The 14,945-nt window shown below is 63.4% G+C and carries 13 protein-coding genes; 10 read left to right on the top strand and 3 right to left on the bottom strand.

All coding sequences use genetic code 11. The annotated features are described in order from the left end of the window. Positions 1–29 precede the first annotated feature (29 nt). From N2597_RS13225 to N2597_RS13195, 7 genes are all read left to right on the top strand, one after another. A complete protein-coding gene (locus tag N2597_RS13225; protein ID WP_010061195.1) occupies positions 30–293 on the top strand; it encodes an antitoxin in 264 nt (87 codons plus the stop codon). Next, complete coding sequence (locus tag N2597_RS13220; RefSeq protein ID WP_096770448.1) at positions 290–703, top strand: type II toxin-antitoxin system VapC family toxin; 414 nt, start codon at positions 290–292, stop codon at positions 701–703. Before N2597_RS13225 ends, N2597_RS13220 begins: the two co-directional genes overlap by 4 nt. Before the next feature lie 122 nt (positions 704–825). Continuing rightward, a complete protein-coding gene (locus N2597_RS13215; RefSeq protein WP_183597233.1) occupies positions 826–1,737 on the top strand; it encodes an adenylate/guanylate cyclase domain-containing protein in 912 nt (303 codons plus the stop codon). Between the two features lie 275 nt (positions 1,738–2,012). Then, complete coding sequence (locus tag N2597_RS13210) at positions 2,013–3,212, top strand: efflux RND transporter periplasmic adaptor subunit (protein WP_096763402.1); 1,200 nt, start codon at positions 2,013–2,015, stop codon at positions 3,210–3,212. Next, positions 3,209–6,364: an efflux RND transporter permease subunit gene (locus N2597_RS13205; protein WP_183597235.1), complete on the top strand. Its 3,156-nt coding sequence runs from the start codon at positions 3,209–3,211 to the stop codon at positions 6,362–6,364. Before N2597_RS13210 ends, N2597_RS13205 begins: the two co-directional genes overlap by 4 nt. Positions 6,365–6,635: 271 nt before the next feature. Next, the gene (locus N2597_RS13200; RefSeq protein ID WP_077992992.1) at positions 6,636–7,634 is read left to right on the top strand and encodes a flagellin N-terminal helical domain-containing protein; all 999 of its coding nucleotides are present in this window, start codon (positions 6,636–6,638) and stop codon (positions 7,632–7,634) included. Between the two features lie 250 nt (positions 7,635–7,884). Next, the gene (locus tag N2597_RS13195; RefSeq protein ID WP_004673336.1) at positions 7,885–8,550 is read left to right on the top strand and encodes a YiaD family glycine zipper/OmpA-like lipoprotein; all 666 of its coding nucleotides are present in this window, start codon (positions 7,885–7,887) and stop codon (positions 8,548–8,550) included. A 101-nt stretch (positions 8,551–8,651) separates the two neighbouring features. Here N2597_RS13195 and N2597_RS13190 read toward each other — a convergent pair whose 3' ends face one another. Further along, entirely contained in the window at positions 8,652–9,059 is a 408-nt protein-coding gene (locus N2597_RS13190; RefSeq protein WP_077992991.1) for a PTH2-like family protein, read from the bottom strand. A 45-nt stretch (positions 9,060–9,104) separates the two neighbouring features. Here N2597_RS13190 and N2597_RS13185 point away from each other — a divergent pair, with 45 nt between their 5' ends. After that, a complete protein-coding gene (locus N2597_RS13185; RefSeq protein WP_077992990.1) occupies positions 9,105–9,998 on the top strand; it encodes an AraC family transcriptional regulator in 894 nt (297 codons plus the stop codon). 14 nt (positions 9,999–10,012) lie between these two features. Here the strand turns inward: N2597_RS13185 and N2597_RS13180 are convergent, their stop codons facing one another. Both N2597_RS13180 and N2597_RS13175 read right to left on the bottom strand, forming a co-directional pair. Beyond that, positions 10,013–11,098 (bottom strand): AbrB family protein, encoded by a 1,086-nt coding sequence (locus N2597_RS13180; RefSeq protein WP_106795399.1) that lies wholly within the window; start codon positions 11,096–11,098, stop codon positions 10,013–10,015. A 233-nt stretch (positions 11,099–11,331) separates the two neighbouring features. Then, a complete protein-coding gene (locus N2597_RS13175; protein WP_183597237.1) occupies positions 11,332–12,234 on the bottom strand; it encodes a LysR family transcriptional regulator in 903 nt (300 codons plus the stop codon). 92 nt (positions 12,235–12,326) lie between these two features. Between N2597_RS13175 and N2597_RS13170 the strand changes: the two genes are divergently transcribed. Both N2597_RS13170 and N2597_RS13165 read left to right on the top strand, forming a co-directional pair. Continuing rightward, on the top strand, positions 12,327–13,361 hold the full coding sequence (locus N2597_RS13170; RefSeq protein ID WP_183597239.1) for an aldo/keto reductase: 1,035 nt from the start codon (positions 12,327–12,329) through the stop codon (positions 13,359–13,361). Positions 13,362–13,510: 149 nt separating this feature from the next. Next, positions 13,511–14,923 carry an FAD-binding oxidoreductase gene (locus N2597_RS13165; protein WP_183597241.1) on the top strand — a complete coding sequence of 471 codons (1,413 nt, stop codon included), beginning with the start codon at positions 13,511–13,513 and terminating at the stop codon, positions 14,921–14,923. Positions 14,924–14,945: the final 22 nt, after the last annotated feature.

The raw sequence follows: 14,945 nt of genomic DNA, 5'->3' as shown, positions 1-14,945 counted from the left end.
ATGATAGCTATCGCAATGGAGAGGCTGTCATGGCAACGAAAACGGCTAAGATTTTTACGACCGGCCGCAGCCAGGCGGTGAGGCTCCCTGCGGAGTTTCGCTTTGAGGAGAGCGAAGTGTTCGTTCGTCGTGATCCGAAGACCGGTGATGTCATATTATCGCGCAAGCCGGATTCATGGGATGGCCTTTTCGAACTCCATCGGAAGGATCCGATTCCGGACGATTTCCTTGGACCGGCCGATCGTCGCCAACCTTCGCAAGATCGTGATCCGTTCGAAGGTTGGAAGGAATGACGGCATGGATGCTCGACACCAATATCGCCAGTCATGTCATCAAAGGCGATCGGCCGGAGATACTTAAAAGACTGGCGACGCTTCCAATGGACGAGATCGTCATCTCATCGATCACGGAAGGGGAATTGCTCCACGGTCTTGCCAAGCGAGGCTATCCGAAGGCGCTATCCGAGCGGGTAAGGCAATTCCTTCTCAGGGTCGATGTTCTCCCCTGGGATCACGACGTCACGCGAACCTATGGTGACCTGCGCGCCGCCTGTGAAGCCAAAGGCACGATTCTGGCGCCCCTGGACATGATGATTGCCGCTCATGCCGTCGCGACCGCGGCAACCCTCGTCACGCGTGACAAGGCTTTCGCTCGCATTTCTGAGCCTTTAAAGGTCGATGACTGGTCGGGCGGAAGAAGCTGAACCGCTTACATCAGGAATGATGGATGATCGATCAGCAATTACCGGTGGCAACAAAGGCAAAGCCTTCGTAATCTGCTGTCGTTGCGATCCCTCCGGGTCGGACAGCGCGGAGACGAAGGACCATGGGTGAAACGCGGCGCAAGCTGACGACGATCTTCTGTGCTGACGTGCAGGACTATACGCGGCTGATGGGAGCCGACGAGGAGGGGACGCTTGCAACGCTGAAGCACTGCCGGGAGGCGATGGGGCGGCTGATCGAAAGCCATGGCGGCCGTGTCGTCAACACCTGGGGCGATGGGCTGATCGCCGATTTCCCGAGCGTGGTTGAGGCCGTGCGTGCAGCCGTCGACACGCAGAACGAACTTGCCGGCTTCAACGCCCGCCGCCCGGACGACGGGCGCATGCTGTTCCGTATCGGCCTCAATCTCGGCGATGTGATCGTCGAGGGCGACGACATCTATGGCGACGGCGTCAACATCGCCGCGCGGCTGCAGGCCTCGGCGGCGCCGGGCGGAATCGTTATATCGAGTACGGTGTACGACCAGGTTCGCAACAAGGTGGCCGTCGGTTTCGAATTTCTCGGGCCGCTGATGGTCAAAAATGTCGAGGAAGGCGTGCCGAGCTATGCGGTGAGGATCGGCGACGGCAGTGACGAGGCGCCGTCTGCCGAGCGGCCTGCCGCTGCCCGGCCATTGCCGGCGGCCGCGGTCACGGCGGAGACAAGTCCGGCTCCGGGCGGACGAAGACTGTATGCCGTGCTCGGCGTCATCGCCGCCGTGCTGATCGGTATCAATCTTTTGTCGTGGCAGGGCGTTTTCTGGGCGCGCTTTCCTGTCCTCGCGCTCGCCGTCGTTGCTGCGCTGGCCTGGAACCGTGGCCAGACCCTCTTCGATCGTAAGCTCGCGGCGCTGGTGATCGTGGCGCTCGGCATCATCGGCATCAACCTCTTCACCTGGGAAGGACGCTTCTGGGCGGTGTGGCCTGTGCTGGGGCTGGCGGCGGTGCTCGGCCTGCGGTGGTCAATGCGTCGGTAGACATTCACCGGCACTGGTTGCGCTGAGCAATCTTGCCTGGAACCCGGCTTCGTCAAGACGTTTGCAAGCTTGTTCAAGCAAAAGTGAGCGACGCGGCGACTTCCATTCTTTGCTGATATTACAAATCGGTAATGCCGGGTGCTTATGCTTGCCGTTAAGCTGTAAACGCGCGATATTGTCGCATCAACAGGGTTCTTGATCCCTGGGGGACTTCGACCCCACAGCGCCTCTTTCGACCGACCCTGGTCCAACCTCGAGTCCCTCCGGAGACGTGAATGGCCTTTTGGAAGCAGTTCGTACTTTCGCTCATCGTCATTATTGCCGGCTTTGCCGCATGGGTTTTCTTTGTGCCGGGTGCCGGCGATATGATGCGCGATGCCGGCATTCCAGAGAGCCTCGTTTCCAAGATCGCACCGAAGGCTGAAGAGACAGCAGATGCTGGGGCGCAGGGCCAGCGGCGTAGCCAGGGCGAGGGCCAGGGGCAGAACCGCCGCAGTGGCGGCGGGCGCAACAGCGCGATTCTCGTCGCGACCGAGGCTGTCGTCCAGGGTGTCGTCAACGATCGGCTGAACGCCATCGGCACAGGTGACGCGATCCGCTCGGTTGCCGTGACGCCGCAGGCAGCCGGGACGATTCGCGAGATTCTCATCAAGTCGGGCGACAGGGTGAAGGCCGGCCAGGTGCTGGCCAAGCTCGACAGCGAGGAGCAGGTAATCGCCCGCGGCCAGGCGGATGTGGCGGTTAGGGCCGCCGTCGAAAAATCCAATCTCTATCACAACATCAAGTCCAGCGTGTCGCGCATGGACGTCTTCGATTCCGAGATTGCCGAGCAGGGCGCCCGCCTGCAGCTGCAGGCGGCCGAGCTCAATCTCGCCCGGCGCAATATCGTGGCGCCGATCGACGGCATCGTCGGCATCGTGCCGGTCAATATTGGCGACAACGTCACGACGACGACGCCGATCGTCACCCTCGACGACCGTTCGGAAATCCTTGTCGATTTCTGGGTGCCGGAGCGCTTTGCCAATACGGTGGCGGTCGGCCAGCCGGTCGAGGCGATGTCGGTCGCAAAGCCGGGGCAGATGTTCTCGGGCGTGATCGAGGCCGTCGATAACCGCATCGATGCAGCGAGCCGCACGCTGCGCCTGCGCGCCCGGATCGACAATTCGTCGGACGAGCTGCGCGCCGGCATGTCCTTCAGCGTCAGCATGAAATTCCCCGGCGACAAATATCCGGCGGTCGATCCGCAGTCCGTGCAGTGGGATGCGCAAGGCTCCTTCGTCTGGCAGGTGACTGACGACAAGTCGCATAAGGTGCGGGTCAGCGTTGTGCAGCGCAATCCCGACTTCATTCTCGTCAACGGCGATCTCAAGGACGGCGACAAGATCGTAACGCAGGGCCTGCAGCGCGTGCGTGAGGGCGGAGCGGTGCGCGTTTCCGCCGATGTCGCGTCGAACGGGGAGGTCGCGACCCAATGAGCGTGACCGAGATTTATCAGGGCGGATCGTCGGGCAAGCAGAGCTTCACCGCGCTTTTCGTTCGCCGGCCTATCCTGGCGCTGGTATTCAACACGCTGATGGTCGTTGCCGGCCTCGCGGCCTATGTCGGCGTCGAGGTGCGCGAGCTGCCGGATGTCGACCGTCCCGTCGTCACCGTGCGCACCACTTTTGACGGTGCATCGCCGCAGACGATCGACCAGGAATTGACCAAGGTGATCGAGGGTGCGGTCGCCCGCGTCAGCGGCCTGAAATCGATCTCGTCCACCTCTTCCTTCGGCCAGAGCCGGGTGACGCTCGAATTTTCCGATGCGATCGATCTCGCAGTCGCCGCCAACGATGTGCGCGATGCGATCGGCCGCATCACCCAGAACCTGCCCGACGAGGCGGATGCGCCGCAGATCGTCAAGGCGGATTCGGACTCCTCGGCGATCATGCGCCTTGCCGTCACCTCCACCAACCTCAACATGGACGACCTGACGCAGCTCGTCGAGAATGAGGTGATCGATCGGCTGGCCTCCGTCGACGGCGTGGCCGACGTCGAGGAATATGGCGACCAGGAGAAGGTCTTCCGCGTCGATGTCGATCAGGGCGCGCTGGCGAGCCGCGGGCTCACCATCGGCGACCTGACGAAGGCGCTCGACAATGCCGCGCTCGATGTGCCGGCCGGTTCGCTGAAGAGTGCGACGCAGGATATCGTCGTGCGCGCCACCGCCAACCTGCAGACGCCGGCGGATTTTTCCAACGTCATGCTGCAGGACCGCGTCCGGCTGGGCGACGTCGCGACGGTGACGCTTGGGCCGCGCGACGGCGACACGACGCTGCGCTCCAACGGCAAGCCCGGCATCGGCCTCGGCATCATCCGCCAGGCGCAGTCGAATACGCTGAACATCTCGACCGGCATCAAGGCCGCCGTCGAGCAATTATCGAAGACGCTGCCGGAGGGAACGACGATCGCGATCACCAGCGACGACGCCGTCTTCATCCAGGGCGCGATCCATGAGGTGGTGCTGGCGCTGGTGCTCGCCGCCGTCATCGTCACCGCCGTCATCTATCTCTTCCTGCGCGACTGGCGGGCGACGCTGATCCCGGCGGTCAGCATGCCGGTGGCGCTGATCGGCACGCTGGCGGCAATCTACATGGTCGGCTTCTCGATCAACATCCTGACGCTGCTCGCCATCGTGCTGGCGACCGGCCTCGTCGTCGACGACGCGATCGTTGTGCTCGAAAACATCGTGCGCCGCCGCGCCGAGGGCATGGGGCCGCGGGCGGCAGCCGTGCTCGGCACGCGCGAGGTGTTCTTCGCCGTCGTCGCCACGACCGCGACGCTGGCTGCTGTGTTCATCCCGCTCTCCTTCCTGCCGGGACAGGTCGGCGGCCTGTTCCGCGAATTCGGCTTCGTGCTCGCCTTCTCGGTCGGGCTGTCATCGATCGTGGCGCTGACGCTGTGTCCGATGCTCGCCTCGCGCATGCTGACGAAGCCGATGATCGAGGATCACGGCGTGCTTGGCCGCTTCGGCGGCGCGCTTGCCCGTCTCTACAAATGGGCGCTGCACGGCTGTCTGAACGCGCCCTTCGTTGTCATCCTGTTTTCGGTGATCTTCGCCGGCGCCGCCCTCATTGCCTTCTCCACAGTCAAAAGCGAGCTGACGCCCGAGGAAGACCGATCGCTGGTGATGATGCGGCTGACGACGCCACAGGGATCGAGCCTCGAATATACCCGCGACAAGATGCAGCTCGTCGAGGAATCTCTGCAGCCGCTGGTCGACAGCGGCGACATTCGCAACGTCTTTTCGATCTCCGGCCAGGGCGGTTCGCTGAACAGCGGCTTCATGGTGCTGACGCTCGCTCCCTGGGGCGAACGTGACAGGACGCAGGCGGAGATCGTGGCGGACATCAACCAGGCGGCGGCGAAGGTGCCGGCGCTGCGCGGCAATGCAATCTCCTCCAACAGCCTGCGTATTCGCGGCGCCGGCAGCGGCGTGCAGATGGCGCTGGTCGGCAACGATCATGAGGCGCTGACGGCGGCTGCAGCCAAGCTGGTGCAGGCGCTCGAGGCCACCGGCCAATATGACACGCCGCGCCTGACCAACGAACCGAGCCAGGCGCAGGTGTCGGTGGCGATCGATCGCGAGCGCGCCTCGGACCTCGGCATCGACATTACCGGGCTTTCGACGGCGATCCAGTCGCTGCTCGAAGGGCGATCGGTGGTCGATGTCTTCGTCGATGGCGAATCCTATCCAGTGCTTCTGACCTCGACGACACGGCCGATCGATGATCCCACAGATCTCGAAAACGTCTTCCTGAAGACCGGCGACGGCAAGATCGTGCCGATGTCCGTCATCGCCACGATGAAGGAGGGCTCGGTCGCGCCGCAGCTGAACCGCGAGCAGCAGCTCGCCTCCGTCGCGATCACCGCCGGGCTCAAGAACAGCATGTCGCTCGGCGATGCCGTCAGCCAAGTGACCGAGCTCGCCGAGCCGCTGCTGCCGCCGGGCGCGCGCCTGCTGCCGCTCGCCGAAGCTGCGACGCTGGAAGAGAACTCAAACGGCATGGCGCTGACCTTCGGCTTCGCCATCGTCATCATCTTCCTGGTTCTGGCGGCGCAGTTCGAAAGCGTGTTGTCGTCGCTGATCATCATGTCGACGGTGCCGCTCGGCCTTGCCTGCGCCGTCTTCGCGCTCGTAATCACCGGCTCCAGCCTGAACATCTACAGCCAGATTGGCCTCGTCCTGCTCGTCGGCGTCATGGCGAAGAACGGCATCCTGATCGTCGAATTCGCCAATCAGTTGCGCGATCGAGGCGAGGACGTGCGCTCGTCGATCGAGAAAGCCTGCGCGCTGCGCCTGCGCCCTGTGATGATGACGATGATTGCCACCATTCTCGGTGGCGTGCCGTTGGTCTTCGCCCATGGCGCAGGTGCGGAAGCGCGCGTGGCGCTCGGCTGGGTGATCGTCGGCGGTCTCGGTTTCGCGACTCTGGTGACGCTGTTCATCACGCCGGTCGCCTATCTGCTGCTTGCCCGCTTCGCCAAGCCGCACGCCCATGAGGAAGCGCGCTTGCACGAGGAGATGGCGGTCGCCACCCGGCCTCGCGCCGCACCAGACGAAGAGCAGCTGCAAGCCGCAGAATGAGGCTTGCATCAGACTGAATCCCCCGCCGGATTTCCCATTCGGCGGGGTTTGTTATGGTATATCAAGCCTTGCCAAATAAGATAAATTTCGTCTGAAGATTAGCCGTTTGTTAAGCATAAGCGGCAATGATCGTGACCAGGAACCAACTGGTCTTCTCCGTTTCTCGAAGGCCGCAACGCGCTGGATTCAGCGACCCCGGACATGAGTGTCCGCGCGGATGGTTCATTCCTGGTTCAGTTGCGTTCTGTTGTGTTTTTGGAGTTTAGTTCCCGTGAGTATTTATCAGCGCGTCTCCATCGATGCGGCGCTCCATGTGCTGCGCGATATCAACCGCAATATGACCGTCACGCAGAACCACATCACGACGGGCATGCGTGTGGCGAAAGCGGCCGACAATGCGGTTTACTGGTCGATCGCCACCACCGCACGGACCGACAACAAGGCGGTCTCGGCAATTCAGGATGCGCTCGGCATGGCGGCGGCGACGATGGGTACCGCCTATACCGGCGTCCAGAACGTCGTCGACGTTGTCTCAGAGATCAAAGCAAAGCTAGTCGCCGCGACCGAGGATGGGGTCGACAAGACGAAAATCAACGAAGAGCTCAAGCAACTGCAGGAGCAGCTGCGTAGCGTCTCTGAATCGGCGACCTTCAACAGCGACAACTGGGTCGTCCTCAACAACGACGCCACGCCGACGCAACCGCGGCAAATTCCGGCCTCCTTTATCCGCAATGCCGACGGCACGGTTTCAGTCGGCATGCTGAGCTACCATATCGACAATACGCCGGTTGGAGCCACGAGCTCCAAGGATGCGCGCTATCTGATCGATGACCGGGCGACCGGCTCCGGCGAATACGGCGTCCTGACCTCGGCCCATTTCGCTAGCGAACTCGGGACCTCGCAGAATTACGTGCTGATGACCAGCAAGAACGGCACCACCGCCGGCCAGGTCGTCATTTCGCTATCGGCCGCGACGACGCAAGGGCAGATCGGCGAGATGATCAGTGTCGTCGATGCGGCGCTGACGCAGCTGACGACGGTTGGCTCGGCCTTCGGCGCGCTGGAAAAACGCATCGAGCTGCAAAACGACTTCGCCGCCAAACTGCACGACAACATCACCGCCGGCATCGGCCGGCTGGTCGATGCCGACATGGAGGAGGAGGCCAGCAAGCTCAAGGCACTACAGACGCAGCAGCAGCTCGGCTTGCAGTCGCTGAACATCGCCAACGCGACCTACGATACGGTGCGGCAGCTGTTCCAGAACTTCTAAGAGGTGAGATCACCCAGCTACCCGCCCTCGTGGTTCGAGACGCCCCGAGCTTCCTTACCATGAGGGCTGATCGTTGCGACTGCTGCCCGTCATCCTGATCGAGTTGCTAAAACTGGTGATATCCGCGCATTCAAGCAACATGGCTGCTATTTCGGCGCCTGAAATTCTCCTATCAAGGGAACCTCTTCATTTTCTTGCCGTAATCCTTGCCATTTGCTCGCATCAGCTTTGAACGGAGACCGTCCTGTCCATGATCAAGAAATTCATACTTCTGGCTGTCGCAGCAAGCTATCTCAGCGCCTGCACGACGACCGATCCCTATACCGGTGAACAGAAGGTTTCCAATACGGCGGGGGGCGCGGCGCTCGGTGCGCTTGGCGGCGCTCTCGTCGGTGTCGCCGTCGGCGGCGGCGGGCACGGCAAGCGCAATGCGGCGCTGATCGGCGCCGGCATCGGCGCGCTCGCCGGCGGTGCGATCGGCAACTATATGGACCAGCAGGAAGCCGAACTTCGCGCCCAGCTCGAAGGCACCGGCATTTCGGTGACCCGCAACGGCGATAACATCATCCTCAACATGCCCTCGAACATCACCTTCGACGTCGACCAGGATGCGGTGAAGCCTGGCTTCTATCCGACGCTGAATTCGGTGGCGATCGTGCTGCGCAAGTTCAACCGGACGCTGATCGACGTCAACGGCCATACGGATTCGACCGGCAGCCTGCAACACAACCAGGATCTGTCGCAGCGCCGTGCGCTTTCGGTTGCCGATTATCTCGGCGGCCAGGGCATCGACCAGCGCCGCGTCTCCGCCGTCGGCTTCGGCCCGTCCCAGCCGGTCGCCTCCAATGCAAGCGAGGCGGGCCGCGCCCAGAACCGCCGCGTCGAAATCCAGATCGCGCCGATCACCCAGGGCTGAGCCTGTGCCGACAGAGTGTACGAAAGGCCGGGTCGCTCCCGGCCTTTTCTTTTAAAGCGTCAACGTGCTTCGCATCTTGTGCCGGGCCCGCTGACATGTGTTCAATGCTGCATCGTCGCGCCCTTGGTGACCTTGTCGACGATCTTCTTGTCGGCGCGTAGCGCGATGCCGACGACCTTGGCATCGTCGGGCGCATATTCGGCGAAGACGGCGCGATTGGCGGCGTCGTGACCGGTCGCGAACATCTCCTCGATAAACAGCGAGGCGGTGACATCGCGTTCCAGCGCGCGGCGGTGGATTGCCGACATCGTCGCCTCGTCGGCCGATAGCACGATGATCGGCTGGATGGACAGCGGGTTGTAGAGATTGCCGACGCGGTCCTCGTAAGCCTCGCCGATAATCTCGGGATGCCTGCCGGCGATGCCGGTCATCAGGAACGCGGTGACGTTCAGCTTCTGCCAGCCGGCAAGATTGTTTCGCAGGACGACGGCAATTTTGGTATCAAACATTGGACAGTCTTTCACCTATGCATGGAATACGGGGTGTCTAGGGCGTTGAGCCAGCTTCTACAGCCGCAGATCTTCGAAGGTCTTGAACGTTTGTGCACGGGACCATCCGGCAACGGCATTCTGACCGCACCCGCCTTTCCCGGCATCGAGCGCATCGGCGCGCAATTCTCCGGCAATGCGTTCGAGCCGCACCGGCACGACACCTATGCACTCGGCGTCACCGTGAAAGGCGTGCAGACCTTTCGCTATCGCGGAGAGCGGCGCTTCAGCCTGCCGGGGCAGGTGATCGTGCTGCACCCCGACGAGGAACACGACGGCGGGGCGGGAACGGAGGACGGGCTGCAATACCGCATGCTTTATTTGGAGCCGGCGCTGCTGCTCGAATGCCTGGAGGCGGAGGGCCTTGGCCTGCCGTTCGTCGATGAACCGGTCATCGGCGATCCGGCGCTGGCCGGCGTGCTACTTGCCGCGCTCGGCGAACTCGACCGCGAGCTGGACGAGCTCTTCGTCGACGATTTCGTGTCGCGGGTGACGGGCGGCTTGTCACGGCACGCGCGGTTGCCGCGCCGGCCGCTCGGGGCCATCGCCTGGCGGCAGACACGGGCGGCGCGCGATTATCTTGAAGCGCATGCCACACGGCCGGTTCATTCCGGCGAACTGGAAGCGGTCACTGGGCTCGATCGTTTTGCACTGTCGCGGCACTTCCGGGCGGCCTTCGCCACGAGCCCGCATCGCTACCTCCTGATGCGGCGGCTGCAGCAGGCTCGCGCCATGATCGGTGCCGGTGAGGGCATTTCGGACACGGCGGCGGCAACGGGCTTTGCCGACCAGAGCCATCTCAACCGCCACTTCAAGAAGGCCTACGGCATGACGCCCGGGCAGTGGGCGGCGCTGGCGCATAATTCCGAAAATCGGAAAGTGTCGCCGGCCCGGCTATAGGACAGGCGTGCGCCCTATACGGGATTTTCCGCGAGCCCTGAGCGGCGGGCGATGAAGCGGGCGAGGGTCGGGCCGATCAGCAGGATGACGAGGAAACGGCCGGTTTGCATCGCCATCACGAAGGGTACGTCGACATTGCTGGAGGCGGCGATGATGGCGACGGAATCGGCGCCGCCGGGGCTGGTGGCGAGATAGGCCGTCAGCGGGTCGATGCCGGCGAAGACATGGAGCGCAACGGCCATGCAGCCGCAGAGCGCCATCAGCAGCACGATGCAGGCCGATACCCTTGGCAGGGCGCGCGCCACATGCGAAAGGATCGAACGGGTGAAGCGCAGGCCGATGCTCCAGCCGACGAGCGCATAGGCGAGGGCGAGCAGCCACATCGGCAGCTCGATCTTCAAGAGACCGATGCCTTGCAGGAAGGCGCCGAGAAAGAGCGGCACGATGATCATCCCGCCCTGGATGCGCAGGCGCCGCACCGTATAGGCGCAGAGGGCGGCGAAGGCGACCGTCGTTGCGAGGGCAGGCCAGTCGACTTCGGGAAAGAGGATAAGCGGCGGCGGTTCGGCGCCGTCGGCGGCCACCCACAGGCGTGAAATCACCGAGGCGCCAACGGCGACGAAGACGACTCGCAGATATTGCATGAAGGCGACGAGCCGGGCATCGGCGCCATAGGCTTCCGACATGATGACCATGGCCGAGGCGCCGCCCGGCGAGGAGCCCCAGACGGCGGTCGTTCCGGGCAGCACCTGCCAGCGCGTCAGCAGCCAGCCGAGGCCGGTGGCAATAGCAATGACCGAGAAGATGAACAGCAGGAAGAGCGGCGCATCCTTCGCCATGGTGCCGAGAATGTCGGGGGTGATGGTGCGGGCCATCATCAGGCCGACGAGGACCTGGCCGAATTGCAGCGGCCAGGCCGGCACGCGAAGCTTTCCCTTGCCGACGGTCAGTGCCAGCACGATGGCGGCGACCATCGGTCCGATCAACAGCGAGGCGGGCAGCCCGAAGAGCTCGAGGAAGACAGTGAAGGCGGTCGAGAGCGCCAGCAACAGCGCCCATTTCGGCAGGCCGGATTCGCGCAGCAGGCGGCTGGATGGCATGTGTCCCGTATCTTTCATAGCCGGGGCCAAGCCCTGAGGCTGAAGGAGGGAGGAAGCTCCGGCGTGACGAAGAGAGGCCGGCAGCAACGGCCGGCTGGCGCAGGCCCCGGTATAGAGGGGTGGCTCGGACGCGGTCAATTGCGAAATCTGGCTTCTCGGTGCCATTTGATGCGAGTTTGATTCAAGTAATCGGCTTAAGTCGCTGTTTTCATGGAGTCGCCTTGTCCGATGCCTCAGAGCCGCACATGGCTGGCGAGAAAATCGAGCAAGGCGCGTACCCGCGCCGGCAGTGGGCCGCCCTGGCCCATATAGAGGGCGTAGAACTCCTCGAGATCGCCGGGGTTTGCCTCTTCGAGCACCGGCACGAGGCGACCTGCTTCTATATCGGCGCGCACAGTGAAGGCGGCCAGTCGGGCAAGGCCGGCGCCGGATAGAGCGAGATGCCGCATGGCTTCGCCGTCTCCGACCTGAATGCCCGGAGTGATCGGGATCGTCACCGTCTCACCGCTCTCCCGCATCGGCCAGCCCTCGATGGCGCGGGCATAGGAAAAGCCGATGCGGCAATGGCGACGGAGATCGGCGAGCGTGCGCGGTTCGCCATGACGGCGGAGGTATTCAGGCGAGGCAACGATGATCTTGCCGGTGGCGCCGAGCTTGCGGGCGATCAGCCTGGAGCTCTTCAAGGGCCCGGCGCGGATCGCGACGTCGGCGCGCTCCTCCATCAGGTCGATCACCTTGTCGGTATGGGCAATATCCAGCGTCACAGCGGGATGAAGCGCCATGAAGGCGGGCAGGAGCGGCGCCAGTACATGATTGCCGAAGGAGCCGCTGGTGTTGATGCGGATGCGGCCTGCCGCTTCCTCGCCGGATGAGGCCTGGCGTTCGGCCTCGGCGATATCGGCAAGGATGGCGATGCTGCGCTCGTAGAAGGCACAGCCCTCCGGCGTCAGCTGCAGTCTGCGGGTGGAGCGGTTGACGAGGCGGACGCCGAGGCGTGCCTCCAACCGGGCGACGAGCTTGCTGACGGCGGAGGGCGTCATCCGCCGCACCGCGGCGGCCGCGGAAAAGCCACCGCGCTCGACGACGCTGACGAAGACTTCCATCTCGCCGGAGCGGTTGATGTCCTGGTGGCCCATGATGAATTCAAATCACAAATGCTTTGCTGAAAGGCAATCTATATCACCACAGGGGCCGGGTCTATCTCACGAGAAACACAGGAGACAGAGCCATGGAATATAGAAATCTCGGTGCATCCGGCCTCAGGGTGCCGGTCTTGAGCTTCGGCGCCGGCACTTTCGGCGGCAGCGGGCCGCTGTTTGGCGCATGGGGCAATACCGATGCCGAGGAGGCGCGACGGCTCGTCGACATCTGTCTCGAAGCCGGCGTCAATCTTTTTGACACGGCGGACGTCTATTCGGCCGGCGCCTCCGAGGAAGTGCTCGGCCAGGCGATTCGCGGTCAGCGCGATGCCGTGCTGATCTCGACGAAGACGGCGTTGCCGACGGGCGAGGGGCCGCAGGACTGGGGAACGTCGCGGGCGCGGCTGATCCGCGCGACCGAGGAGGCGCTGCGGCGGCTTGGGACCGACTATATCGATCTTCTGCAGCTTCACGCCTTCGACGCCTCGACGCCGGTCGAAGAGGTGCTGGCGACACTCGACGGGCTCATCGCCTCCGGCAAGATCCGCTATGTCGGCGTTTCCAATTTTGCCGGCTGGGAACTGATGAAGTCGCTCGCGACCGCCGATCGGCACGGCCATCCGCGTTATGTCGCCCATCAGGTCTATTATTCTCTGGCGGGGCGGGATTACGAATGGGAGCTGATGCCGCTCGGCGCCGACCAGGGCGTCGGCGCTCTCGTCTGGAGCCCGCTCGCCTGGGGGCGGCTGACCGGCAAGATCCGCCGCGGTGAGCCGCTGCCCGCGGCAAGCCGCCTGCACGAGACGGCGCAATACGGCCCGCCTGTTGACGACGAGCAGCTCTACGACATTGTCGAGGTGCTGGACGCCGTCGCAACGGAGACCGGCAAGACGGTGCCGCAGATCGCCATCAACTGGCTGCTCGGCCGGCCGACGGTGTCGAGCGTCATTATCGGCGCCCGCAACGAAGAGCAACTCAGGCAGAACCTCGGCGCTGTCGGCTGGAGCCTGTCGAAGGAGCAGATCGAAAGGCTCGACGCAGTCAGCGCCACAACGGCGCCCTATCCCTATTTCCCCTATCGACGGCAGGAGGGCTTCGCCCGGCTCAATCCGCCGATCGTCTGAGGTCTCGGGCAAAGCGGACCGTCCTATCACAAAAGGGGAATGAAATCTTCTCCCATTCTTAACTGGACAGCCGCTTTGACTTGCCGCATACCCTGCCTGGTCCCACGAAACACGACGTGGTTTCTTGGAATGGCAGGGAGATCAAAGAGATGGCGCTGAAGGACGCAAAGGCCGGCACACGCAACGAGGCGGGCATTGCCGCTGTGCTCGGCATTCTCAAGCAGAGCTTCGGCGAGCGCTTCCAGACCGGCCAATCCTTCCGCGAACAGCATGCGCACACGACCAGCTATATTCCGTCGCAGCTGCCAGACGGCGTGCTCTTTGCCGAGAGCGCCGAGGATGTGAAGATGGCGGTCAGGGTCTGCGCGACCCACAAGGTGCCGGTGATCGGCTTCGGTGCCGGCTCCTCGCTGGAGGGACAGGTCAATGCCGCCAATGGCGGTATTTCGATCGATTTCAGCCGCATGAACCGCGTGCTCGAGGTCAATCCCGAGGATCTCGACTGCACGGTCGAGCCGGGGATCACCCGCGAGGCTCTGAATATCCACCTGCGCGATACCGGCCTGTTCTTCCCGATCGATCCCGGTGCCAATGCTTCGATCGGCGGCATGGCGTCGACACGGGCGTCGGGCACCAATGCCGTGCGCTACGGAACAATGAAGGACAATGTGCTCGCCGTCACGGCGGTCACCGCCAATGGCGAGGAAATCCGCACCGCCCGGCGCGCCCGCAAATCTTCGGCCGGCTACGACCTGACGCGGCTTTTCGTGGGCGCGGAAGGCACGCTCGGTATCCTGACCTCGGTGACGCTGCGCCTGCAGGCGATCCCGCAGAAGATTGCCGGCGGCGTCTGCGCCTTTCCGAGCATCAAGGCGGCCTGCGATGCCGTCATCATGACGATCCAGATGGGCATTCCGGTGGCGCGTATCGAACTGCTCGACGCTGTGCAGATGCGGGCGTGCAACGCTTATTCCGGACTTTCCTATGCCGAAAGCCCGACGCTGTTTCTCGAGTTCCACGGCACCGACGAAACGGTGCCGCTGCAATCGGCAGCTTTCGCAGAGATCGCCGCCGAATGCGGCGGCGGCGAGTTCCTGTGGACTGCCAATGCCGAGGAGCGGACCAAGCTTTGGAAGGCGCGCCACGACGCCTATTGGTCGGCCAGGGCGCTGGCTCCAGGGCTTGCCGCACTTTCGACCGATGTTTGTGTTCCGATATCGCGGCTTGCCGATTGCGTTTCGCAGACGCAGGCGGATATCGAGGCGCATGGCTTGCTCGGTCCGATCGTCGGCCATGCCGGCGACGGGAACTTCCACGTGCTCCTGCTGTTCGACGACAAGAGCGCCGAAGACATCGCCGTCGCCGAAAGCTTCGTGCAACGGCTCAACCGGCGGGCGCTCGACATGGACGGGACATGCACCGGCGAACACGGGATCGGCCAAGGCAAGATGGCCTTTCTGGAGCAGGAGCTCGGAGGAACGGTGGATCTGATGCGACAGGTGAAGCAGGCGCTCGATCCGGACGGCATCTTCAATCCCGGCAAGATTTTCCACCATGGCTGAAAACGGAATATTCTCATGAACT

This window comes from Rhizobium sophoriradicis, from assembly GCF_025200795.1.
Lineage (GTDB): Bacteria > Pseudomonadota > Alphaproteobacteria > Rhizobiales > Rhizobiaceae > Rhizobium > Rhizobium sophoriradicis.
This window is presented reverse-complemented; position numbering and strand designations above follow the sequence as displayed.